Below are 24266 nucleotides of genomic sequence, written 5' to 3' on the forward strand. Positions count from 1 at the left end.
TTCCGGCGGTTTTTTGCTGCCCTGCCACCGCATACCGATGGAAACGGGAACTCTTCTGAAGGGAAAGCGTTTGATCCTGTAACCATTCGGGAGATTAACGATGAAAAAGATTTTGATGACCGTACCGATGATCGCCGCACTGGCCGCCTGTAACGGGACAACCGCAAATCAGGGCGCTCTGACCGGTGCCGCACTGGGTGCAGCGGCGGGCGCGGCCGTATCCAACGACGATGACAAAGTTGTCGGCGCACTGATTGGTGGCGCAGCAGGTGCAGCAGCAGGCAACTACATCGGCAAGACGCAGTCGGGCCAATGTGTGTATGAGAACTCCGCCGGCCAACGCTACACAGCGGCCTGCCCTTAAGGCCACACGATCAGCATGACAGAAAACCCCCGGTCCTTCCGGGGGTTTTCACATTCACAAAATTCAAATTCCAAGAGGTCGAAGAGCGGTAAAAAGAAAACCGCATTTGCCCCATTTTGCAATTTTTCAATACTCCTTGTCTCGATTTTTCACCCATAGGTATTGATTATTGACGATTTTTCCGCCACTACAGATCCAATTTCGCGCAACCGTAATACCAAATCTGGCACAGCGTAACGCCAGTTTAGGGGATTCTGATGGCACTTCCGGTCGAAACTTTCTTTCTTCACCCGGAATCCCACGGCACCTTGCAGCAACAAATCCAGCAGATGATCGCCCAAGGCATTCTCTCTGGCCGGTTCCAGCAGGGCGAGAAGCTCCCCTCCACCCGCAAACTGGCGCTGCACCTCGGGGTCAGCCGGATCACGGTCACGATTGCTTACACCGAACTTTTGGCAAATGATTACCTGACCTCAAAGGGGCGTTCAGGTTATTTTGTTTCCGAAAACGCCCCCTCCCCGCCAAATTTCAGCCCCGCCACCGAAAACCAGGAAGCCGTGGATTGGAACCGCGCCATCGGGCGACGGTTCGGGGCCAGCGTTGTGCCCGGAAAACCGCAGGATTGGGCCAAATTCCGGTATCCTTTCATCTATGGCCAGGCGGATCCAAGCCTGTTCGACCATGCAAATTGGCGGCTCTGCGCCCTGCAAGCTTTGGGCCAACGGGATTTCTCTGCTTTGACGGCAGATTACTTTGATCAGGACGATCCGCAGCTGATCGAATTCATCGCCCGCCACACCTTGCCGCGCCGGGGTATCTCGGCGCGCCCTGAACAGATTTTGATTACACTTGGCGCTCAGAATGCGCTCTGGCTTACGACCCAGGTTCTGCTCACCCAACGCCGCCGCGCCGCTTTGGAAGATCCATGTTATCCGGCGCTGCGTGATATCCTGTCCCAGTCGCGTTGCCATGTAACGCCTGTGCGCGTGGATCATGACGGCTTGCCACCGGATGCCATCCCCCCCGATACCGATGTAATTTTCAGCACACCCAGCCATCAATGCCCGACCAATGCGACCATGCCAATGGACCGCCGCCGCGCCTTGCTTGAACGCGCACGAGAGTTGGAAGCGATCATTGTCGAAGATGATTACGAGTTTGAGATGTCCTTTCTCAAATCACCCTCTCCGGCGCTCAAATCCCTCGATACAGATGGCCGGGTTGTTTATGTCGGTAGCTTCTCCAAATCACTGTTTCCGGGGCTCCGGCTGGGCTATCTGGTGGGGTCCGAACCCTTTATTCGCGAGGCACGCGCCCTGAGAGCCAGCGTCTTGCGTCACCCGCCCGGTCACATTCAACGCACCGCCGCTTATTTTCTGTCGCTTGGGCATTACGATGCCCTGATCCGCCGCATGGGGACTGCCATGCATGAACGCCGCCGCGTTATGGAAGAGGCGCTTGCTGCACATGAATTGCAAGTATCGGGCCGGGGTGCCTATGGCGGTTCATCTTTCTGGATGCGGGCGCCGGATAGGATCAACACCGAAGAACTGGCCCGCCGTTTGCATCCAAAAGGGGTCTTGATCGAGCCGGGCCGCGCCTTCTTTGCCGGGGACCACCAACCGCAAAACTACTACCGCCTCGCCTATTCTTCGATCCCCACAACAAGGATTCCAGAAGGCGTCAATCTGATTGCGCAGGAAATGAGGCAAATTCACTAGCCTGGCGCTATCCCACCTCGACGACTGGACCTAACCTCACCACCACGCAAACTTTAGTTTGGCAAACAGCAAATTACGGGATTCGCCCCGCTCCACCAATCCTAAGGATGAACCGCCATGAAAATGACCACCGAAGAAGCATTTGTAAAAGTTCTTCAGATGCACGGCATCGACAATGCCTTTGGGATCATCGGCTCTGCGATGATGCCCATTTCCGACCTGTTCCCGGCTGCGGGCATCAAGTTTTTTGACTGCGCCCACGAATGCAACGCCGGCATGATGGCGGACGGTTACACCCGCGCGACTGGCAAGGTGTCGATGATGGTTGCGCAGAATGGCCCCGGCATCACCAATTTTGTCACGCCTGTAAAAACTGCCTATTGGAACCACACGCCGCTGCTGCTGGTCACACCTCAGGCCGCGAACAAAACCATCGGTCAGGGCGGTTTCCAGGAAGTGGAGCAAATGGCCCTCTTCGAAGACATGGTCGCCTATCAAGAAGAGGTCCGCGATCCTTCGCGGATCGCCGAGACCCTGAACCGCGTTATCATTCAGGCCAAACGCGCCAGCGCCCCGGCCCAGATCAACATCCCGCGCGATTTCTGGACACAGGTGATCGACATCGAATTGCCTGCGATTGTGGAATTTGAACGCCCCTCCGGCGGCGAACAGGCCATCGACGACGCGGCCAAGCTGCTGTCCGAAGCCAAATTCCCAGTCATTCTGAACGGTGCAGGTGTCGTCATCGGCGGAGCAATCGACGCCTCCAAGGCACTGGCTGAACGACTGGATGCGCCTGTCTGCTGCGGTTATCAGCACAACGATGCATTCCCCGGCTCGCACCCGCTGTCGGTTGGTCCTTTGGGCTACAACGGGTCCAAGGCCGCGATGGAATTGATTTCCAAAGCGGACGTTGTCCTGGCGCTTGGCACCCGTTTGAACCCGTTCTCGACCCTGCCCGGCTATGGCATCGATTATTGGCCCACCGACGCCAAAATCATTCAGGTGGACATTAACCCCGACCGGATTGGCCTGACCAAGAAGGTCACTGTCGGTATCGTTGGCGACGCCAAGAAAGTCGCGAACAGCATCCTGTCAAAACTGGCCGATGATGCAGGTGATACAGGCCGCGCAGATCGTAAGAACCTGATCAGCACAACCAAGTCCGCCTGGGCGCAGGAACTGACCTCCATGGATCACGAGGACGACGATCCGGGCACCACATGGAACGAACGCGCACGCAGCCGTGAACCGGGCAAGATGTCCCCGCGGATGGCATGGCGCGCGATCCAGTCGGCCTTGCCTAAGGATGCGATCATTTCCTCTGACATCGGCAACAACTGTGCCATCGGCAACGCCTATCCAACCTTCGAAGCGGGCCGCAAATACCTCGCACCCGGCCTCTTTGGCCCTTGCGGGTACGGCTTCCCTGCCATTGCTGGCGCCAAGGTGGGCTGTCCGGATGTTCCGGTTGTCGGCTTTGCCGGTGACGGTGCATTCGGCATCTCGATGAACGAAATGGTATCGGTCAGCCGCGATGACTGGCCACCAATCACCATGGTGATCTTCCGTAACTATCAGTGGGGCGCGGAAAAGCGGAACACGACTCTTTGGTTCGACGACAACTTTGTCGGCACCGAACTGGCGCAGGATGTGGACTATTCCGCCATTGCAAAGGCCTGCGGCGTTCTGGGCGTTCAGGTCTCCGGTATGGACGAGTTGACTGACGCATTGGACAAGGCGATCAAGGCCCAGATGAACGACGGCAAAACCACATTCATCGAGGTGTTGCTGAACCAGGAATTAGGTGAGCCATTCCGCCGCGACGCGATGAAAAAACCTGTCTCGGTGGCGGGCATCAGCCGCGACGACATGCGCCCGCAAGCGGGTGCATGATCTGAATGCCACATTGGCAACATAAACGAATGGGCAAGCCATGAGAGTGCTGCAAGGTCTGCAAGACCGCGCCGCCGCCCGGCCTGCCCATATCGTGCTCAGCGAAGGCCACGACCCACGGGTCGTGGCCGGCGCCGTTTCTGCCGTGCGAGCCGGGATTGCCCGGATCACACTGGTCGGGCCGATGGCAGACGTGCTGGCTCAACTGGCCGACGTTGGCGTCGCGGCTGGTGCCAACATCGCAGTGGAAGATCCGCAGACTTCGGCCCTCACGGGAGAATTCGCCCAAACCTATTTTGATCTGCGCAAACACAAAGGCGTCAGCAAAGACATCGCCGCCGCCCAAGCGCGTGATCCATTGGTGTTTGCCGCCATGATGGTGCGCAATGGCCATGCGGATGGCACTGTTGGCGGGGCGGTTGCGACCACGTCCGAAACCGTGCGCGCCGCGCTGCAGATCATCGGCAAAGCCAAAGATGTCCCCTTGGTTTCCAGCTTTTTCCTGATGGCCTTGCCAATGGGGCATCCATCAGGCCGCAGCGCAATGATTTTCGGAGATTGCGGACTTGTCATTGATCCAACCGCCGAAGAGCTTGCCGCGATCGCAGTGGCCTCGGCCGCCTCGTGCAGACAACTGCTTGGCGATGCCCCCAAGGTGGCGCTACTGTCGTTTTCAACCAAGGGCAGTGCCCGCCATCCCGCCGTCACCAAAGTCAGCGACGCGGTTGAGATCCTGAAACGAGATCATCCAAACCTCCCCGCCGACGGTGAATTGCAGTTCGACGCGGCTTTTGTTCCGGAGGTCGGCGCAACCAAAGCGCCGGGATCTTCCGTCGCGGGCCATGCCAATGTGATGATCTTCCCCAATCTTGATGCGGGCAATATCGGCTATAAGATCGCCCAACGCATCGGCGGTGCGGATGCCATCGGACCCGTATTGCAAGGCCTGTCCAAACCCGCCAACGATTTGTCTCGCGGGTGCACCGCACAGGACGTTACAAACATGATTGCCGTGACCAGCCTTCAGGCAACTTCTTAAGATCAAACAGGAAATTCCATGACACAAAAACAGCCCGTGATCGACCTGAGCCCGCATGTGTCAGACGAGGTCCGTAAAACCACCTGTTACATGTGCGCCTGCCGCTGTGGCATCAACGTGCATTTGAAGGACGGTAAGGTCGCCTATATCGAGGGCAACCGCGACCATCCGGTGAACCAGGGTGTTTTGTGCGCCAAAGGTTCGGCTGGCATCATGCAGCACAACGCGCCATCACGGCTCAAATCACCGCTCAAGCGGGTTGGTCCGCGCGGCTCTGGCGAGTTCGAAGAGATCAGTTGGGACGAAGCCTACCAAATCGCCGCCGATTGGCTTGAGCCGATCCGCCAGGACAACCCCGAAAAGCTGGCGTTCTTCACCGGCCGCGATCAATCGCAATCCTTCACCAGCCTTTGGGCACAGGCCTTTGGCACGCCCAATTATGCGGCTCACGGCGGGTTCTGTTCGGTCAATATGGCCGCTGCCGGCATTTACACCATGGGCGGTGCATTTTGGGAGTTTGGCCAGCCGGATTGGGACCACACCAAACTATTCATGCTTTTCGGTGTGGCCGAAGACCACGATTCCAACCCGATCAAGATGGGTCTGGGTAAGATCAAGCAACGCGGCGCACGCGTCATCGGTGTGAACCCGATCCGCACCGGCTACAACGCCGTTGCGGATGACTGGGTCGGTATCACGCCAGGCACCGATGGGCTGTTTATCCTGTCGATGATCCATTGCCTGATGAAAGCGGGCAAGATCGACCTGAATTATCTGGCGCAATACACCGACGCGCCGGTGTTGGTGAATGGCGATGAGAAGTCGCCCGAGTTTGGCCTTTTCCTGCGAGACAAGAATGGCAAGGAACTTGTCATCGACCGCGCCACGGGCAAGCTGACCCCCTTTGACCAACCCGGTGTCAAACCCGATCTTGCCGCAACCCACCGCGCCAAAGGAGTGACACACCGCCCGGTGTTCCACCAAATGGCCGATCAATACCTGTCTGACGATTACACCCCCGAAGCCGTGGCAGACCGCGTTGGTATCCCTGCGGGGCGCATCCGCGCCATCGCTGCAGAATTGGCCCGCGTCGCCTTTGAAGAAGCGTTCGAGCTTGATCACGAATGGACCGACTTCCGCGGTGAAACGCATCAGACCATGACGGGCCGCCCTGTGTCCTTTCACGCGATGCGCGGGATCTCGGCTCACGCCAATGGCTTTCAAACCTGCCGCGCCTTGCATGTGCTGCAAATCCTCCTTGGCACGGTCGAAGTGCCTGGCGGTTTTCGCTTCAAACCACCCTATCCAAAACCTGCCAAGGCACACCCCAAACCACATGTGGGCATGACCCCCGGCGCACCGCTCAATGGCCCACATCTCGGCTTTGTGCATGGTCCCGAAGACCTCGCGCTGAAACCTGACGGCAGCGCCGCACGCATCGACAAGGCCTTCACCTGGGACAATCCGATGTCGTCCCACGGGCTGATGCATATGGTGATCTCGAACGCCCATGCCGGTGATCCCTACAAGATCGACACATTGTTCATGTACATGGCGAATATGTCGTGGAACTCCTCGATGAACACCGGCGGCGTGATGGAGATGCTGACGGACAAGGATGAAAACGGCGATTACGTGATCCCCCATATCATCTATTCCGATGCCTATTCGTCGGAGATGGTCGCCTATGCCGATCTGATCCTGCCCGATACGACATATCTAGAACGGCACGATTGTATCTCGTTGCTGGACCGCCCGATCTGCGAGGCGGACGCGGCGGCGGATGCCATTCGCTGGCCGGTGGTGGAGCCGGACCGGAATGTGAAAGGCTTCCAGTCCGCGCTTTGTGATCTGGGCGCAAAACTGGGTCTGCCCGGCTTTGTCAACGATGACGGCAGCCAGAAATACGCAGATTATGCCGACTACATCACCAACCACGAACGCCGCCCCGGCATTGGCCCCTTGGCCGGCTGGCGCATGGGCGAAAACGGCCTGCAATCGGGGCGCGGCGGCGTCAACGAAAGCCAGATCGACAATTACATCGAGAACGGCGGTTTCTTTGTCGAACACATCCCCGAGGGCGCCAATTATTTTAAACCCTGGAACCGCGCCTATCAGGATTGGGCCGTGGGCATGGGTCTCTATGACGCGCCGCAACCCTATCTGTTCAACCTCTACGTCGAGCCGATGCGCAAGTTCCAACTCGCCGCTGAAGGCCACGGAGACATCCAACCACCCGACCACCTGCGCGAGCGGATCAAACACACGATGTCGCCGCTGCCGATCTGGTACGAAACCGACCAGCAGGGCAACGAAGGCTATACCGTCAACGCCCTGACCCAACGCCCCATGGCAATGTACCACTCGTGGGGGTCGCAAAACGCTTGGCTGCGCCAGTTGCACGGCCACAACCCGCTGTACCTGCCTACCAAACTGATGCGCCAGCATGATTTGTCCGATGGCGATTGGGCGCGGGTCTCCTCCCCCCACGGCGAAATCACCGTACCGGTGATGGAAATGGCCGCCCTCAACGACAACACGGTCTGGACCTGGAACGCCATCGGCAAACGAAAGGGTGCATGGGCGCTGGACAAAGACGCACCAGAGGCCACCAAAGGCTTTCTGCTCAACCATCTGATCCATGAATTGCTGCCGCCCAAAGGCGACGGTATGCGCTGGGCCAACTCCGACCCGATTACAGGTCAGGCCGCTTGGTTCGATCTCAAGGTCCGTATCGAAAAGGCTGAGGCGCCAAAACAATCGCGGCCTGAATATCCACCGATCAAATCCCCCGTAGGTCAGGGGCCAGACAAACTGGCATGGAAGGTGGGCAAATGATCCTCTCCCTTTTTGGCCTTAAATATTCCGGGGGTCCGGGAGCTGGCCCCCGGTTCGACATCCAACAGGAGCGCCGCATATGACAACCCTGCCTCAACACACCGACAAGAAACTCGGCCTCGTCATTGATCTGGACACCTGTGTCGGCTGCCACGCCTGTGTGATTTCCTGCAAAGGCTGGAACACCGAAAACTATGGCGCGCCCCTGTCCGATCAAGATCCCTATGGCGCTGATCCATCCGGCACCTTCCTCAACCGGGTGCATTCCTACGAGATCCAGCCGGCCGAGGGCCACGCCCAACTGATCCACTTCCCAAAGTCATGCCTGCACTGCGAAGACGCCCCCTGCGTCACGGTCTGCCCCACCGGCGCCAGCTACAAACGTGTCGAGGACGGCATTGTGTTGGTCAACGAAAGCGATTGTATCGGTTGCGGCCTTTGCGCCTGGGCCTGCCCATACGGCGCCCGCGAAATGGATCAGGAAGAGAAGGTGATGAAAAAATGCACCCTTTGCGTGGACCGGATCTATAATGAAAACCTGCCCGAGGTGGACCGCGTCCCGTCCTGCGTGCGCACCTGCCCTGCCGGTGCGCGGCATTTCGGTGACCTGGGCGATCCCGGCAGCGCCGTCAGCCAATTGGTTGCGGAACGCGGCGGTGTTGATCTGATGCCGGAACAGGGCACTAAACCTGTGAACAAATACCTGCCGCCCCGCCCCAAGGATGCGCTTCCCGAATTTGATGTTCTGGCGCCCTTCCTGGAACCCGTGGCGCAAGAGCCGAAAGGCTTTCTTGGCTGGCTCGACAAAACACTGGAGAAACTCTGATGCATCCGGCCCCTTCTGTTATCTTTTTCTCGACCTTCTCCGGGCTGGGCTTTGGACTGCTGTTCTGGCTTGGCCTTGGCATTCCGGCCGTTACAGGCTTTTCCGCCTTTGCCTTTTTCACCATCGCCTATCTGCTGGCGGTGGGCGGGTTGATCTCCTCTACTTTCCACCTCGGTCATCCCGAACGGGCGCTCAAGGCCTTCACCCAATGGCGCAGCAGCTGGCTCAGCCGTGAAGGCTGGTGTGCGGTTCTGGCGCTGATCATCCTAGCGGTTTACGGCATTGGCCTTGTGTTCTTTGACAGCCGTTGGACCCTTTTGGGGATCATCGGGGCGGTGTTTGCCCTTGGGACGGTGTTCACCACCTCGATGATCTATACCCAACTCAAGACAGTTCCGCGCTGGAACATGCCTCTGACCCCTGCCAATTTCCTGTCGCTCAGCATCGCGGGCGGTGCCCTTTTGGCAGGGCAGGTCACATGGGCTATCGGATTGCTGGTGGTGTCCGGCCTGATCCAGGCTGCAACTTGGATAATGGGCGACAAGGCCTTTGGCAGCTCGGGCAGCGATCTGGCCAGCGCAACCCAATTGGGTCACATCGGCACCCCTCGCGCCTTTGAGCCGCCGCACACCGGCACCAACTATCTGCTGCGGGAATTCGTGCATGTGATTGGCCGCAAGCACGCACAAAAACTGCGACTCATTGCGATTGCATTGATGGCCGTGCTGCCGGTGGTTCTGCTTTTGCTGCCGTTCAATCACCTGCTGGCGATCATCGCCGTTTTGGCCCATGTGGCCGGGGTGTTGACGGCCCGTTGGTTGTTCTTTGCAGAGGCCGAACATGTGGTTGGCCTCTACTACGGCAAACGATGACTGCCATGGGACTCAACCTGCGCCTGGCCCGTTCGGAGGAGGCTGACACGCTCACCGCTTTGGTGATGCGGTCCAAACAATCCAACGGCTATGACGATGCCTTCATGGCGGCCTGCGCGGATGAACTGCGCGTCACGCCTGCGCGCATAGAGAAGGGTAATTTCTGGGTGGCTGAAGCGCAGGGCAATCTGCGCGGCTGCGTCACCCTCGATCCGGATGCAGCCACGGGCGCTGGCACAATATCGACCTTCTTTATTGATCCGGACGCCAAAAGGCAGGGCGTGGGCCGCGCCCTTTGGCAGGTGGTCCAAGCCGCCGCAAGGGCGCAAGGTCTGTTGCTGCTCAAGCTGGACGCCGATCCGGCAGCGGTGCCATTTTATGAGGCGATGGGGTTCAAGACCGTCCGCGAGGTTCCCTCAGGCTCCATTCCCGGACGGGTTCTGCCGCAAATGGAATTGGCGCTGCTTCCAGCGGCGTAGGGCGGGGTTCACCCCGCCACCTCCGCAACCAACCCTCACGACAGTGGCAAACGCACCTCAACCACACGCGCCATTATTGACGCGCCCACGGGCAGGATTGAGGTATCCAGAACATATTCGGGATTGTGCAGCGGCGCGGTACCGCCATGACCAACCGTGCAATAGGCCCCCGGCACGACCCGCAGCATATCGGCAAAATCCTCGGACCCCGTGACGGGCGGGGCATTCGGGTCAAGGTTTTCAATCCCGACAATATCACCCGCCGCCTGCATATAGACATCCGACAGTTCGTCATCATTGATCAGAACGTCAAAGACCGACCGCAAATCAAGTGTGATCTCAACCCCATGAGCGATGGCAAAACCATCACACAAGGCCTGCATCCGCGATGCGGCCAATTCGTACATCTCATCCGCAAAGTACCGGACCGTGCCCGCCAAAGTGGCGGTCTCTGGCACCACGTTATAAGCCGATCCCGAGTGGATTTGCGTGATCGACATCACCAGAACCTCTTGCGCGGGAATATTGCGGCTGAGGATGGTTTGCATCTCGCTGGCCAGTGACGCCGCAATGATCAATGCGTCACGGGAATCGCTCGGCTTGGCCGCATGGCTGCCTTTGCCCTTTATGTGAATGTCAAAAAACGCCGCGCCGGCCATCGCTTGGCCCTTACAGATCCCCACCTTGCCGGGCTTGCCATTGGGATGGTTGTGCATCCCGAAAATCTCATCACAGGGGAATTGTTCGAACAAACCATCCGCCAGCATCTGTTTGGCCCCGCCAAGCCCCTCTTCGGCAGGCTGAAACACCACCACCGCTGTCCCGTCAAAATCCCGCGTTGCCGCCAGATGTTTGGCTGCGCCCAACAGCATCGTGGTGTGGCTGTCATGCCCACACGCATGCATCACCCCGTCATTCTTTGAGGCATAGGGAAGACCCGTCGCTTCCTGTATCGGCAGCGCGTCCATGTCGGCCCGAAGACCGACACGGCGATTGCCTTGCCCCTTGCCACGAATGATCCCGACAACACCCGTTTTGCCCAAACCTTCATGCACCTCGTCCACACCATAGCTGCGCAGCTTTTCCGCCACGATGCCGCTGGTGCGCACTTCGGTAAAACCAATCTCGGGATGAGCATGAAGATCGCGAAAGATGTCCTCCAGCTCGGGGACGCTGTCGGCGATGGTGGGCAAGATATTCATGAATAGGCTCCGGGTTGTTTTCAACGCATGGTGGGGCGAAGCCCAGCAAACCGCAACCCGGAACCGCAGGGCGGGGTTCACCCCGCCATTTAGCCAAAATTAATTCGTCAAACCGGCATGGCGCATCGCGTCATCAACCAGCACCTTAGTCTCATCCGATAGGGCTGTCAGTGGCAAGCGCACCTCGTCCGAGCACAGATCAAGCTTGGACATGGCGTATTTCACGCCCACCAAACCCGGCTCTGTAAATATGGCTTTGTGCAGGGGCATCAGCCGGTCCTGAATATCAAGCGCAGCGCGATAATCGCCGGCTGCGCAGGCCGCCTGCATCTTGGCCAGCATCGCAGGTGCCACGTTCGCAGTGACCGAAATACAGCCGGTACCACCTTGGGCATTAAACCCGTGGGCCGTGGCATCTTCACCGGACAACTGGATAAAATCAGGACCGCAGGTCAGACGCTGGTCACAGACCCGCGCCAGATCACCGGTGGCGTCTTTTACGCCAACAATGCGCGGCAGCTTGGCCAATTCGCCCATGGTTGCTGGCGTCATATCCACCACGGACCGGCCTGGAATATTGTAGATGATCACAGGCAAGTTGCAGCAATCGTGCACAGCGGTAAAATGCGCGATCAGGCCGCGCTGGGTTGGCTTGTTGTAATAGGGCGTCACGACCAGAACCGCATCGGCGCCAACAGATTCTGCATGACGGGCCAGGCGGATGCTTTCGGTGGTGTTGTTGGATCCGGCACCGGCAATGACCGGAACCCGGCCTGCGGCAGCTTTGACCACCTCTTCCACGACAATCTCATGCTCACGGTGGGTCAGGGTCGGCGATTCGCCGGTTGTGCCAACAGGGACGAGGCCATCACTGCCTTCGCCGATGTGCCATTCCACGAGTTTCTTCAAGGTCTCCAGATCCAGCTCGCCGTTGCGAAACGGCGTGACGAGGGCAGGCATAGAACCTGTAAACATGTGCACGCTCCTTTGTTGTGCTGGCCGGCAGAATTGCCGAACTTCTGAATGACCATTGGCGCGGGTGTGATTTGATTACGGTGCGCCACGGTATATGTTTCAAGGCTCTAGCCTCTGACCCATGGGAAATGCAAGCAATGACACGCATTCTGACGCTCTTCGCGCTTGTTTTTATGCTTGCTGTGCCTGCTTTGGCCGAGCGGCCCCGCCCCTTGGCCAAAGCGCTTGAGGCGATGCGCAGCGGAAATTGGGACAACGCAAGCCGGATCGCGGTCCGTGATGGGCAAATAGCCGCCGACATCATCACCTGGCATTACCTGCGTGCCGGGCGCGGCACCTACACAGAAATTATGGATTTTCTGACCCGCCGAACCAATTGGCCCGGAGAGGCATATCTTCGCAAACAATCCGAAGCCGTGGTTATCGGGCAAGGCGACCCAAATATCCTGAAGTTCTTCAAAGACCACCCGCCGCAAACTCCGTTGGGTGTGCTGGCCTACGCTGGGGCGCTGAGCCGCAATGATAAAAAGGACAGGGCCGAGGATCTGTTGATCCAAGCTTGGCAGCGTATGGACATGGATCGCCCTGCGCAAATCCTGTTCCTCGCGGAAAATGCCGCCTTGCTCAAGCCCCATCACAATGCGCGATTGGAGGCCTTGCTGTGGCAACGCAAACATGACGCCGCCCGCCGGATGTTTGATCTGGTGAGCACAGATAGGGTCGCCCTCGCCGAAACGCGCATCGCGCTGCAGCGGCTATCGCGGGAAGTGAACAAGCTGATAGATGCCCTGCCGCCCCAGCACGCCAACGATCCCGGCTTGCAACATGACCGTTTCGAATGGCGCATTCGCAAGGGGCTCAGCGGATCGGCTAAGGAGCTCTTGCTTGCGCAATCCACAAGCGCCAAGGCCTTGGGAAAACCATCGGCATGGGGCAATCGTCGACGTGCACTGGCCCGGTCCGAAATGCGGGCAGGCAATGGTCAACTGGCCTATCAACTGGCATCGCAACATTTCCTGACCGAAGGATCCGACTATGCCGATCTTGAATGGTTGTCCGGCTATCTGGCGTTGAGGTTCCTCAAAGATCCAGCGCGTGCGCATCAACATTTCATGAATCACGACAGCGCCGTGCAATCGCCGATTTCGCAAGGGCGTGCCGGATATTGGCAAGGCCGGGCGCTTGAGGCGATGGGGGACAAGAACGGCGCTCAGAAGGCCTATTCCGAGGGCGCGAAATACCAAACATCTTTCTACGGGTTGCTGGCCGCAGAGCGGGGCGGATTGCCGTTTGACAGCAGCCTCGCAGGCACGGAAACGCCACCCGATTGGCGGGGTGCAGCCTTCGCCATTGACCCACGGTTCGAGGCTGGCATATTGCTACAGGCGTCGGGCGAGCTCTCGCTTGCCGAACGGTTCTGGCTGCATCTTGCAGATGAACTGGATAAAGCCGGGCTGGCGCAGCTGGGCCAAGCTGCCATAGATCTGAACCAGCCGCATCTTGCAGTGATGATCGGCAAACGCGCAGCAAGACGCGGGCTTACGATTGCCGCGCCATACTACCCCCTGCATTCCCTGCTGGAACTTGACCTGCCAATGGCGCCCGAGATGAACCTCGCCATCGCCCGGCGCGAAAGTGAATTTGATCCTGTTGTGGTCAGCCACGCGGGCGCACGCGGCTTGATGCAACTGATGCCCGCCACTGCCCGCGATGTGGCCGCTGATCTGGGGATTTCCGGCCTGCACACCACCGACAGACTGACCGCTGATCCGGACCACAACGCACAGCTGGGCGCGACCTATCTGGCGCAGATGGCCGGGCGGTTTGATGGCAATGTCTCCATGGTTGCGGCGGCATACAACGCCGGGCCCAGCAGACCGGACCGTTGGATGGCCGCCTATGGGGATCCGCGCAAGGGTGAGATTGATATCATCGATTGGGTCGAGATGATCCCGTTTCGCGAAACGCAAAACTATGTAATGCGCGTCACCGAAAGTCTGCCGATTTACCGGGCGCGGCTGGGCAAGGACCCACTACCGATCCCGTTTTCCGAAGAATTAGTGGGCCGCACGCTTTTGCCGTTCGCGCCAAAAGGTGAATAGGCCCGCCGCCACGATCAGCCCTGCGCCAATGGCGACGTTGTTGCGGATGGTTTCCCCAAAAAAGCTGATCCCGATCAACGCAGCAAACACCAGTTGCAGATAGGCGAAGGGCTGCACCGCGCTGGCCTCCGCCACCTCGTAACAGCGGATCAAAAGCCAATGACCGGTGACCCCCGTAGCACAGAGGCACCCCATGAACATCCAATCGGTTGCGGCCATCGGTTCCCAAAACCATACGCCAGCGAATGTCATGGCAATGGCCCCGGTCACACCCGTCCAAAAGAAGCTGGTGGCGGTGCTGTCACGCCGAGACACATAGCGGGTGAGCAACCCATAGACCGCGAACATCGTAGCAGACAAAAGCGGGATCACAGCCGCGGGATCAAACACCGACATGCCCGGCTGCAAGATGATCAATACCCCGATGAAGCCCACTCCGATCGCCGCCCAGCGCCGCCAGCCGACTTTCTCTCCCAGAACCGGGCCAGAAAGCGCGGCAACCAAGAGCGGATAGCATGTAAACACCGCATGGCTTTCCACCAGGCCAAGGATCGTAAAGGCCGCCACCATTACACAAATTTCCGCTGCCAGCAGGACGCCGCGCAGAGTTTGCAGAAACGGTTGATGGGTCTTGGCCGCCGCCCGAATGCCCCCCGACCTGCGCCGTGCAATGGCAATCACAAAGGCCGCAAAGAACCAATAGCGGATCATCACGACCATCAGAACATTGTATTCGCCCGCCAAATGCTGCGACAGGCCATCCTGCACCGCGAACACAAAGGTGGTGGCCACCATCAAGGCGATGCCAAGTGGAATATTGTTGGACTGGCTCATGCTGTTTGCATCTTTGCGCGGGTCATATGGCGCTTGCGCCCGTATCCCGAAACCCGCTCAACCGCAAAGCCAGCATCGCCCAAGCCGCGCCGGACAAAGCCTGCTGCGGTGTAGGTAGCGGCTGTTCCATACGGTTTCGTATGTATACCCACAGCTACCATCAGATCTGCTGACCACAGTTCGGGATTCTTGGCCGGTGAAAACCCGTCCAAGAACCACGCATCGGCCATCCCATCCCAGCGTGGAAGTGTTTCACGTGCGTCCCCCACGATGACCTCCGCGCGCACACCCGGCAGGTCAATCACGCCGCCCTGCCCGGTCCAGGCCTCGGTCAACAAATCGCGTTTACCGCCAAACTCGGGAAAGGCAGCATGGGCCCGTGCCATATCTTCCGGCGACATCGGAAACGCCTCAAAACTCGTAAAGCGCAACTGCCCCTCAACGCCGCTGGATGCAAAAGCATCCCAAGCCACCAGCAGATTCAGCCCGGTGCCAAAGCCAAGCTCGGCAATCTGGAAGCCGTCCACAAACCGCTCCGGCAGGTCATTGCCTGCCAAAAACACATGCTCTGTCTCGGCCACACCATTCTCAAGGCTGAAGAACGGATCATCAAAGCGGGTCGAAACCGGCACCTCGCCATCGCGCCAAAGGATCTGATCTGTCTGGTTCTGCACGGCAACACCAAGTAAGGGAAGGACAACGCGCCGACACTGCGCAAAGGAACGGAGCTTGGCAATGGTCGAAATTACGGTGCGCGGGGCGGGAATTTTTGGCCTCTCGGTGGCCTGGGCCTGCGTGCGGCGGGGTGCCAAGGTCTGCGTGGTTGATCCCAACGGCCCCGCCGCGGGCAGCAGCGGCGGACTGGTTGGTGCTTTGGCCCCGCATGTGCCGGAAAACTGGAACTCCAAGAAGGCCTTTCAATTGGAAAGTCTGCTGATGGCCCCGGATTTCTGGGCAGAAGTTGAGGCCGCTGGTGGCGGGTCTGCCGGATATGCACGCAGTGGCCGTTTGCAGCCGATCAATGATGAAGCCGCGCTTGCATTGGCGCAGCGACGCTCTGAAACGGCCAAGGCCTTATGGCTAGATCACGCAATTTGGGAGGTGATACCGGCCCCTGACACCGAATGGATGCCACAGACCCCATCGGGCCTGCTGATCCGTGACACGCTCAGCGCCTTGGCGCATCCCCGAAAGGCCTGCGATGCCCTGGTGAAAGCGCTCACCGCAAAAGGGGTTGAGATCACCACAGATGCACCTGATCGGGGGCAGGTACTATGGGCCACCGGAGTGGCGGGACTGCTGGAAATGACCGAGAACCATCACCGCAGTGTCGGCAATGGGGTCAAGGGTCAGGCGGCACTGATGCGCTATGATGCGCGGGTGTTGCCGCAGCTGTTTGCGGGCGGCGTGCATGTCATCCCGCACAGTGATGGCACAGTCGCGATTGGTTCCACTTCAGAGCGGGAGTATGTCACACCCAATCAAACCGATACGCAGCTGGATGTCGTGATTGATGCGGCACGGGCGGCCGTCCCCGCCTTGCGTGATGCTCCGGTGCTGGAACGTTGGGCCGGTGTCCGCCCCCGTGCCCGCAGCCGTGCGCCGATGCTCGGGGCTTGGCCAGACCGCCCCGGTCATTTTATCGCCAATGGTGGCTTCAAAATCGGCTTTGGCATGGCCCCGAAGGTGGCGCAGGTTATGGCCGATCTCATGTTGGACGGGCGCGACACCATCCCGGATGGGTTCCGTGTTGAGGATAACCTTTAAGGCAAATCACTAGGCACGGGCCTGCATACATTGCCGTCCGTCCGGCCCGCGCACCCAGAGATCGCGCCCCTTGCGGCAAAACTCAGCCGTTTCAAAATGCATCAGCGGGGATGTTGCCCGAAACTGAAACGTGGTCAGCGGGCCAAGTTCGGCTTCGGCCAGCAACATCAGTTTTTGCGCCAAGAGCGGCCCGTGAACGACCAATCCGCCATAGCCTTCGACCTCGCGGGCATAGTCCAGATCATAGTGGATGCGGTGCCCGTTGAACGTCAGCGCCGAATAGCGAAACAGCAGAGTTGAGGAGAACGAGGCCGCGATACGGCTTTCCTCATCAATCCGGGCGACAGGCGGCGCAGGTTTGATCGCATCTGGCGCGGGATCTTCTCGGTAGACCAGATCCTGCCATTCGGTGAGGCACAAAACGCCATTTTGATGAATGTCGTGGCGCATCGTAACAAAGGCGAGCGGCCCAGTGCGCCCCTCCTTGCGGGCCGCGCTTTCGCACTGCGACGTTTTCACCGCCTCAGCGCCGGTGCGCAAAGGCGCATGAAACTGCAACCTTCCCCCGGCCCACATGCGTCGTGGTAACCCCATATCAGGGATCAGCCCGCCAACCTGCGGATGACCATCGCGGCCAAGCCCACCGGGCGGTTGCGGATCCCAAAAATACAGTTGGTGAAAAAACGGAGGCAATGCATCGCCTGCACCGATGGTCGGCCCTTGCCCCAGCGCCACCTGCATCGCGGCGGCGCGGGCGCTGTCTATGACATCGCTTTGACTTGTCTGTTTGGCCTGTGCAGGATTCATGCCATTGGTCTAGCGAAGGAAACTCAATGCTGCAATCCGAACCCAAATTCACCTTGGATGCACTCGATCATCTGGTTCTGACAGTGGCCAGTATTCCGACAACCGTCGCCTTTTACCAAGACGTGCTGGGCATGCGGGCGGAGAGGTTTGAAACCGCTACAGGCGAGGTTCGGCAGGCGCTGAAATTCGGTATTTCAAAAATCAACCTGCATCAACACGGACAAGAATTTGAACCCAAGGCGTTTTGCCCCACCCCCGGCAGCGCCGATTTGTGTTTCCTGACACGGACCCCGATCCAGAACTGGCAACAGCATTTGGCCGCGCAGGGCGTCACCATTGAAGACGGCCCTGTCGCACGCACCGGTGCAGCAGGGCCGATTTTGTCGATCTACATCCGTGACCCCGACCAGAACCTGATCGAGATTTCAGAGCAGCAAGGCTAGATCAAGCCTCGCAGGCTTTGCATCAGGGCAGTCAGATCCTTGGTGTACATTTCGCCGATCAGTTGGCCGTTTTCATCAAATGCGTTGGAGGAATCCGCGAGATGGATCTCTGGCCCTTGCAGGATCATCGGGCGGAACGGCACCATAAAGCCGCGCAAGACCATCTGCGCCCGCACACCACCGGCCCGGCCTGCCGCTGCAGACATTACCGCCACAGGCTTGCCGTTCCACGGGTTGCCTTCTGTGCGGCTGATCCAGTCCAGCGCGTTTTTCAGAACGCCAGAGGGACCGGAGTTATATTCCGGGGTAGAGAGGATCACCGCATCCGCTGCCGCGATCTGATCTGCCACCTTTTGTACCGCAGCAGGCACACCTGTGCTTGCCTCATCATCCCCGTCATACAGCGGGAAATTGATGTCAGCCAATTCGTATTCACTGTTACCGAACAGCCGCGCTGCTTCGGTCAGCAATTTGGTATTTGTCGCCTCGCGGCGCAAAGAGCCGGAGATGCCAAGCAACTTGGGGGAGGTCATATTAAACATTCCATTTTGTTTTCTCTGTGCTCTTTATCTCGTTCTTTCGCGCGAAAATGCAAGAAGCCCCCGCGATATGCAGGGGCTTTGTGCGTTTTTGCAGAGGTGCGCCAGATCAGGCGTTGGGCAGGATCACAATCTCAACCCGGCGGTTTTGCGCTTTGCCTGCCGGGGTCAGGTTGCTTGCGATCGGCTGGCTTTCGCCGCGACCAAAGGCCTGCACACGGCTGGTCGGCACCCCATTGCTGTAAAGTACATTGGCCACAGCATAGGCACGCCCTTCGGAAAGCTGCTGATTATAGGCCGCGTCGCCGTCGCTGTCTGTGTGCCCGATCACCTGAACCGTGGAGTTTGGATAAGACTGCAGGCTATTTGCCAGGGTCCGCAGATCGCCCATCAGCCCCGGCTGCACGGTCGTACTGTCCACGGCAAAGAGAATATCCTGCGGCAATGTCACGATCAAACGGTCACCGGTGTTGGTGATCACCACGTCATTGCCCATTTGCTGGCGCAGCTCGGCCTCTTGCCGGTCCAGCGCATAGCCAACACCAGCACCCAATGCGCCACCGATCAACGCACCCTTCAAGGCGCCATCGCCACGGTTGCCGTCGCCTTTGGACAGCGCACCCAGAAGGGCACCTGCGCCTGCGCCAATCAATGCGCCGTTCTTGGTCTTTTGGTTGGGATCACCCGGTTGCGCACCGATCCGGCCCGGATCAGTACATGCGGAAAGCGCCAATGCGCCGGCCAAAACGCTGGCCAATGTGAGCTTGGAAGAAATCATACTACTGCCTTCATGTTGCTGGCCCCGTTCGGGCAGGGCATCTTGATATGTGGCAATATATAACGGCGATGAGCGGAAAAAAGTCAGGGGGAAAAATAAGTCGGCGCAAACCCGCGCATCGGATCACGCTTCTGCACGGGCCGCTTCGAATGCCAGCATCGCGCGTTTGACGGGCAAGCCCCAGTGATAACCGCCCAGCGCCCCGGACTTTCGCAATGCCCGGTGGCAGGGGATCAGCCAGGACACAGGATTACGACCCACCGCCGTGCCCACGGCCCGCACGGCACGCGGATTGCCGATCGATTCGGCAATGTCTGAATAGGTCGTCACCTCCCCGGATGGAATGGTCAGCAATGCCTCCCATACCTTGATCTGGAACGGCGCGCCGATCAGGAACAAGGGCGCCTTGTCCAGCCCTCCGTCCTTTGCGCCAAATGCGGTCAGCACCCAGGGGCGCAGCATCATCGGGTCTTCGACGTAGGTCGCATTGGGCCAGCGCAAAGTCAGATCCTGCATTGCAGCTTGCTCTCCCATTTCGGAGGCCAAGGCCAAACCGCAGATACCCTTTTCCGTACCCATCACCAAAGCCAGTCCAAAGGGACTGTCGAACCATCCCCAATAGATCGTCAGCCCCGCGCCTTTGCGGGCAAACTCCCCTGGGCTCATCGATTCCCAACGCAGGAACAAGTCATGCAGCCGCCCGGTGCCGGACAGCCCAACCTCATGCGCGGCCTGCAATGTCGTGGCATTGCTGCGCAGCATCTGCTTGGCCTGTCCAAGCATCAGATACTGCTGATACCGTTTCGGCGATACCCCGACCCAGCGGGAGAAGATACGTTGAAAATGCGCAGGCGACATGCCCATTTTTTGCGCAAGCTGGTCAAGAGGCATCATGTCTTCGGAGGTATCAATCAGGTCAATGGCGCGGCGCATCACCTGAAAATGATAACCGGCATCAGTGGCGGCAGTGGGAATAGGCGTGATCTGTGTCATGCTGCCAATCTAGGCAGACAGACCGCCCCAAGCGACCCGAAACTTGCGCCTTCGCCACAGAGGCGCGGCCAAGACTTGCCCCCCGGCCCCATTCCGCGCATACCGATGGAATGGCAAAACAGCTTGATTATCATACCATCCGCGAGATTTTCACCCGCTTTCAGGACGCTGACCCAGAACCCAAGGGAGAGCTGGAGCATGTGAATGTCTATACACTTGTTGTGGCCGTGGCGCTTTCGGCGCAGGCGACCGATGCTGGCGTCAACAAGGCCACCCACGCCCTGTTCCAAATCGCCGATACACCGCAGAAAATGCTGGATCTGGGCCTTGAGGGGCTGACCGAACATATCAAGACGATTGGCTTGTTCCGTCAAAAGGCCAAGAACGTCATGAAACTTAGCCAGATTCTCGTGGATGACTATGGCGGCGAGGTGCCAAACAGCCGCGCGGCGCTGCAATCCCTGCCCGGCGTGGGGCGCAAGACCGCCAATGTGGTGCTCAACATGTGGTGGCGCCAACCGGCACAAGCCGTTGATACCCATATCTTCCGCGTCGGAAACCGCACTGGCATTGCGCCGGGCAAAACGGTAGACGCCGTCGAGCGTGCGATTGAGGACAACATTCCGGCTGATTTCCAGCTGCACGCGCATCACTGGCTCATCCTGCATGGCCGTTACCACTGCAAGGCCCGCAAACCGCAATGCCGTACCTGTATCATCCGTGACCTTTGCCAATTTGAGGACAAAACTGAATGAAGACCTACGAACTTGTTGGCATCGGGAATGCCGTTGTTGATGTGATCACCCAGACCGACGACAGCTTTCTGGGGCATATGGGCATCGAAAAAGGCATCATGCAGCTGATCGAACAGGAACGCGCCGAAGTCCTTTATGCCGCGATGAACGAACGGGTGCAGACGCCGGGCGGCGCTGTGGCCAATACAATTGCGGGCGCAGGTGCGCTTGGCATGCAGACCGCATTTATCGGGCGGGTGCGGGACGATGCGCTGGGTCATTTTTATGCGGATGCGATGACGGATCACGGCATCGACTTTGTGAATCCGCCGGTTGCGAATGGCGATACGCCAACCTCTCGCTGCATGATCTTTGTCACACCGGACGGGGAACGGTCGCTGAACACTTATCTTGGTATTTCTACAGGCCTCAATTCGGACGATGTGCCAACCGACGTGTCCGGCAATGCCAAGCTGATGTTTCTTGAGGGTTATCTGTTTGACCACGACGCCGGAAAAACCGCATTCCGCGAGGCCGCACGCGCCACCAAGGCGGGTGGCGGCAAGGCGGGCATCGCCATCTCCGATCCCTTTTGCGTGGAACGTCACCGCGATGATTTCCTGTCCCTGATCAAGAACGATCTGGACTATGTGATCGGCAACGAGGCCGAGATGCGGTCGCTGTTTGAAACCGATGACACCGAGCTGGCCCTGTCCAAAACCGCCGACATGTGCCCCATCGTCGTGTGCACCCGGTCCGGCGATGGTGTCAGCCTGATCCGCGATGGCGAACGGGTGGATGTGCCTGTGCAATCCGTGACCCCGGTCGACGCCACCGGCGCAGGGGATCAATTTGCCGCCGGTTTCCTGTTTGGGCTGTCCCGCGGCTGCGAGCTGGAAGTCTGCGGCCGGATGGGCAATCTGTGCGCAGGCGAAGTGATCAGCCATATCGGCCCACGCCCACAGCAAGACATGCTGGCCGCCTTCCGCGCCGAAGGGTTGATCGACACATGATTGAGGACGGACTCTACGATATTCCACCGGGCAAGGTGGCAGCGGTCATGACGCATCTGGAAATGCTGACCCCTGCGCCTGAACGCCCTGTGCCTGCGCCGAAGGGCGTCACCTTTGAACAGATCAAACCTGACCTGGACCGGTATCGTGATCTGTTCAAACGGGTCGGCAGCTTTGATTGGCTCTGGCATGGACGGCTCAAGATGAAAGAGGCCGATCTGAACGCGATCCTTAACGATCCGAAGGTCGCCTTTTACACTCTCAGCAAAAATGGCAAAGACGAAGCCTTGCTGGAGCTGGATTTTCGCCAAGACGGCGCATGCGAACTGGCCTATTTTGGGCTGACTGCCAACCTCATCGGCAGTGGCGCAGGCCGGTTCTTGATGAACAAAGCGATCTCGCTCGCTTGGGCGCAAGACATCTCCCGCTTTCATGTCCACACCTGTACAATGGACAGCCCACAAGCCCTGCCGTTCTATATCCGCAGCGGGTTTACTCCCTGTGATCTGAAGGTCGAGATTGGCGATGATCCCCGTTTGGACGGCACCCTGCCACGCAGTGCTGCCACACATGTCCCGATATTCGACTAGTCCAGCAGGCAGCTTTCCCCGCGAAAACACTGCTGGATCGTGTTGATCTGATCCTCGCTGGGGTTGGGGTAAACAAAGCCGCCGCATGGGTCGATTGTCATCGTGTAGCGGCCATCGGCCTTTTCGACAAAGGCCAGCACGCCCATGCCATCCACAGCACCGCCGCACCACGGGCCAAAGCAAAGCACCTCAAGCGTTATCTCGCGATCAAAGTGATGGATGAACCCTGCCATCGACAATGAAGTGCCGGTGATCCGGGCCGGTAACTTTGTCTGTTTCGGCGGTGCGGGGTCCGTCATGCCCTTCGGCAATGCACCCTCATCAAAAGACAGCCGACCCCGTACAACGACATAGGTCTCGGGCGCGGCGCTGGCAGCGTGGAACCCGCGCGCAACGGAAGGTTCAGCACAAGACAGCGCAAGCGCAGGCAAAGGGGCGCAGATCGCAACGAGATATGCCAGAAGGCGGATCACAGATGCGGCTCGAACTCGGACAGAACCGTTTCATACACCGCACGCTTGAACGGCACGATTTGCGGCACCAGATCGGCGGTCGGCAGCCAGCGCCACTTCGAAAATTCTGGGTGCTCTGTTTCGATATTCACCTGATCGTCACGGCCTTCAAACCGCATCAGGAACCATTTCTGTTCCTGCCCCCGAAACCGGCCTTTCCATATATGGGGCACAATGTCGTGTGGCAAATCATAGGGCACCCAGCCAGCGGTTTCCGCCACCACCTGCACCAAATCACGCGAGACACCCGTTTCTTCTTCCAACTCACGCAGCGCCGCCTCGCGGGGGTCTTCGCCCTTTTCCACACCGCCCTGCGGCATTTGCCATGCGTCCTGATCACGGTCCTTGCGCTGTCCGACAAAGGCGGCACCATCGGCATTGATCAACATCACCCCCACACAGGGGCGATAGGGAAGTTTGGCAATTTCATCTGGCGTCATTGCAGGGGTTTCTCCATCTCGGCACGGTCGAGCGTTTCGCCATGCCGCGCCACGCTTTCATGCCGGATAACATGAAAGCCAACCGCCAGAAAGGCGGGCTGCGCCATCAGGCTGGCATGGGTCCAAAGCCGCTGATGCCCTTGGACCAGCGCCGCTGCCTCCAAATGATCGTAAAGCCGCCGAAACAGCCCCCGACCCTGTGCATCGCCCCGAACAAAGGCCATATCGACGTATCCGTCCTTTCGCAGGGTCAAAAAGGCGAGCGCGTTGCCGTCCTCTTCGGCCAGCCAAACATCCTGCTCGGCCAACCGTTCAGCCCATTTGGCACCGCTGTTCGGTGAGGATTGCCATGCCGCGCGTTGCGCTGCGGTGTATCTGCTGGCGCCACTATGGATCGCATCGTACATCACCTGGCCCAGTGCGTCGGCATCCTGCGACTGTGCAAGCCGTATTTTCAGTTCTGTCATTCTACCTTGCCTCTGATCCTTCCTTGGCGTCCAAT

General features: G+C 58.9%; 25 protein-coding genes. 14 read left to right on the forward strand and 11 right to left on the reverse strand.

The genetic code is table 11. The features are described from left to right. Positions 1-100: 100 nt before the first annotated feature. From JNX03_RS11920 to JNX03_RS11955, 8 genes are all read left to right on the forward strand, one after another. A complete protein-coding gene (locus JNX03_RS11920) occupies positions 101-364 on the forward strand; it encodes a glycine zipper 2TM domain-containing protein (RefSeq protein WP_203209251.1) in 264 nt (87 codons plus the stop codon). Positions 365-621: 257 nt separating this feature from the next. After that, positions 622-2085, forward strand: coding sequence for a PLP-dependent aminotransferase family protein (locus tag JNX03_RS11925; RefSeq protein WP_203209252.1), 1464 nt, complete (start codon positions 622-624; stop codon positions 2083-2085). Positions 2086-2202: 117 nt separating this feature from the next. Beyond that, positions 2203-3981 (forward strand): sulfoacetaldehyde acetyltransferase, encoded by a 1779-nt coding sequence (gene xsc / locus JNX03_RS11930; RefSeq protein ID WP_203209253.1) that lies wholly within the window; start codon positions 2203-2205, stop codon positions 3979-3981. Between the two features lie 40 nt (positions 3982-4021). Further along, complete coding sequence (gene pta / locus JNX03_RS11935) at positions 4022-5020, forward strand: phosphate acetyltransferase (protein ID WP_203209254.1); 999 nt, start codon at positions 4022-4024, stop codon at positions 5018-5020. An 18-nt stretch (positions 5021-5038) separates the two neighbouring features. After that, a complete protein-coding gene (locus JNX03_RS11940; RefSeq protein ID WP_203209255.1) occupies positions 5039-7858 on the forward strand; it encodes a molybdopterin oxidoreductase family protein in 2820 nt (939 codons plus the stop codon). Between the two features lie 79 nt (positions 7859-7937). Beyond that, a complete protein-coding gene (locus JNX03_RS11945) occupies positions 7938-8684 on the forward strand; it encodes a 4Fe-4S dicluster domain-containing protein (protein WP_203209256.1) in 747 nt (248 codons plus the stop codon). Then, positions 8684-9556 carry a dimethyl sulfoxide reductase anchor subunit family protein gene (locus JNX03_RS11950; RefSeq protein ID WP_203209257.1) on the forward strand — a complete coding sequence of 291 codons (873 nt, stop codon included), beginning with the start codon at positions 8684-8686 and terminating at the stop codon, positions 9554-9556. Before JNX03_RS11945 ends, JNX03_RS11950 begins: the two co-directional genes overlap by 1 nt. A gap of 5 nt (positions 9557-9561) precedes the next feature. Continuing rightward, entirely contained in the window at positions 9562-10035 is a 474-nt protein-coding gene (locus tag JNX03_RS11955; protein WP_203240791.1) for a GNAT family N-acetyltransferase, read from the forward strand. Positions 10036-10070: 35 nt separating this feature from the next. On the opposite strand, the gene JNX03_RS11960 is transcribed toward JNX03_RS11955, so the two are convergent. Continuing rightward, positions 10071-11237, reverse strand: coding sequence for a M20 aminoacylase family protein (locus JNX03_RS11960; RefSeq protein ID WP_203209259.1), 1167 nt, complete (start codon positions 11235-11237; stop codon positions 10071-10073). A 99-nt stretch (positions 11238-11336) separates the two neighbouring features. After that, positions 11337-12212, reverse strand: a complete 876-nt coding sequence (dapA, locus tag JNX03_RS11965; protein ID WP_203209260.1) for a 4-hydroxy-tetrahydrodipicolinate synthase — start codon at positions 12210-12212, stop codon at positions 11337-11339. 128 nt (positions 12213-12340) lie between these two features. Here dapA and JNX03_RS11970 point away from each other — a divergent pair, with 128 nt between their 5' ends. After that, the gene (locus tag JNX03_RS11970; protein WP_203209261.1) at positions 12341-14314 is read left to right on the forward strand and encodes a lytic transglycosylase domain-containing protein; all 1974 of its coding nucleotides are present in this window, start codon (positions 12341-12343) and stop codon (positions 14312-14314) included. On the opposite strand, the gene JNX03_RS11975 is transcribed toward JNX03_RS11970, so the two are convergent. Beyond that, a complete protein-coding gene (locus JNX03_RS11975; protein ID WP_203209262.1) occupies positions 14270-15148 on the reverse strand; it encodes a DMT family transporter in 879 nt (292 codons plus the stop codon). The genes JNX03_RS11970 and JNX03_RS11975 overlap by 45 nt on opposite strands. Then, positions 15145-15822, reverse strand: a complete 678-nt coding sequence (gene mnmD / locus JNX03_RS11980; protein ID WP_203209263.1) for a tRNA (5-methylaminomethyl-2-thiouridine)(34)-methyltransferase MnmD — start codon at positions 15820-15822, stop codon at positions 15145-15147. Before mnmD ends, JNX03_RS11975 begins: the two co-directional genes overlap by 4 nt. 61 nt (positions 15823-15883) lie before the next feature. Between mnmD and JNX03_RS11985 the strand changes: the two genes are divergently transcribed. Then, positions 15884-16915, forward strand: coding sequence for an NAD(P)/FAD-dependent oxidoreductase (locus JNX03_RS11985; protein ID WP_203209264.1), 1032 nt, complete (start codon positions 15884-15886; stop codon positions 16913-16915). A 9-nt stretch (positions 16916-16924) separates the two neighbouring features. On the opposite strand, the gene JNX03_RS11990 is transcribed toward JNX03_RS11985, so the two are convergent. After that, complete coding sequence (locus JNX03_RS11990) at positions 16925-17722, reverse strand: FAS1-like dehydratase domain-containing protein (RefSeq protein WP_203209265.1); 798 nt, start codon at positions 17720-17722, stop codon at positions 16925-16927. 26 nt (positions 17723-17748) lie between these two features. Here JNX03_RS11990 and JNX03_RS11995 point away from each other — a divergent pair, with 26 nt between their 5' ends. Then, positions 17749-18165, forward strand: coding sequence for a VOC family protein (locus tag JNX03_RS11995; RefSeq protein WP_203209266.1), 417 nt, complete (start codon positions 17749-17751; stop codon positions 18163-18165). On the opposite strand, the gene JNX03_RS12000 is transcribed toward JNX03_RS11995, so the two are convergent. From JNX03_RS12000 to JNX03_RS12010, 3 genes are all read right to left on the reverse strand, one after another. Beyond that, a complete protein-coding gene (locus JNX03_RS12000; protein WP_203209267.1) occupies positions 18162-18698 on the reverse strand; it encodes an NADPH-dependent FMN reductase in 537 nt (178 codons plus the stop codon). The two genes, JNX03_RS11995 and JNX03_RS12000, sit on opposite strands and share 4 nt — an antisense overlap. A gap of 115 nt (positions 18699-18813) precedes the next feature. Continuing rightward, positions 18814-19482 (reverse strand): OmpA family protein, encoded by a 669-nt coding sequence (locus tag JNX03_RS12005; protein ID WP_203209268.1) that lies wholly within the window; start codon positions 19480-19482, stop codon positions 18814-18816. 123 nt (positions 19483-19605) lie between these two features. After that, complete coding sequence (locus JNX03_RS12010) at positions 19606-20475, reverse strand: methylated-DNA--[protein]-cysteine S-methyltransferase (protein WP_203209269.1); 870 nt, start codon at positions 20473-20475, stop codon at positions 19606-19608. A gap of 110 nt (positions 20476-20585) precedes the next feature. Here JNX03_RS12010 and nth point away from each other — a divergent pair, with 110 nt between their 5' ends. The 3 genes from nth to JNX03_RS12025 are packed head-to-tail and all read left to right on the forward strand — an operon-like array spanning position 20586 to position 22812. Then, positions 20586-21230, forward strand: a complete 645-nt coding sequence (gene nth, locus JNX03_RS12015; protein WP_203209270.1) for an endonuclease III — start codon at positions 20586-20588, stop codon at positions 21228-21230. Further along, complete coding sequence (locus tag JNX03_RS12020) at positions 21227-22222, forward strand: adenosine kinase (protein ID WP_203209271.1); 996 nt, start codon at positions 21227-21229, stop codon at positions 22220-22222. The genes nth and JNX03_RS12020 overlap by 4 nt, the downstream gene beginning before the upstream one ends. Continuing rightward, a complete protein-coding gene (locus tag JNX03_RS12025) occupies positions 22219-22812 on the forward strand; it encodes a GNAT family N-acetyltransferase (protein WP_203209272.1) in 594 nt (197 codons plus the stop codon). Before JNX03_RS12020 ends, JNX03_RS12025 begins: the two co-directional genes overlap by 4 nt. Here the strand turns inward: JNX03_RS12025 and JNX03_RS12030 are convergent. The 3 genes from JNX03_RS12030 to JNX03_RS12040 are packed head-to-tail and all read right to left on the reverse strand — an operon-like array spanning position 22809 to position 24231. After that, positions 22809-23285 (reverse strand): hypothetical protein, encoded by a 477-nt coding sequence (locus tag JNX03_RS12030; protein WP_203209273.1) that lies wholly within the window; start codon positions 23283-23285, stop codon positions 22809-22811. The two genes, JNX03_RS12025 and JNX03_RS12030, sit on opposite strands and share 4 nt — an antisense overlap. Then, complete coding sequence (locus tag JNX03_RS12035) at positions 23282-23764, reverse strand: RNA pyrophosphohydrolase (protein ID WP_203209274.1); 483 nt, start codon at positions 23762-23764, stop codon at positions 23282-23284. The genes JNX03_RS12030 and JNX03_RS12035 overlap by 4 nt, the downstream gene beginning before the upstream one ends. Continuing rightward, positions 23761-24231: a GNAT family N-acetyltransferase gene (locus JNX03_RS12040; protein WP_203209275.1), complete on the reverse strand. Its 471-nt coding sequence runs from the start codon at positions 24229-24231 to the stop codon at positions 23761-23763. Before JNX03_RS12040 ends, JNX03_RS12035 begins: the two co-directional genes overlap by 4 nt. Positions 24232-24266: the final 35 nt, after the last annotated feature.

This window comes from Sulfitobacter mediterraneus (assembly GCF_016801775.1).
Lineage (GTDB): Bacteria > Pseudomonadota > Alphaproteobacteria > Rhodobacterales > Rhodobacteraceae > Sulfitobacter > Sulfitobacter mediterraneus_A.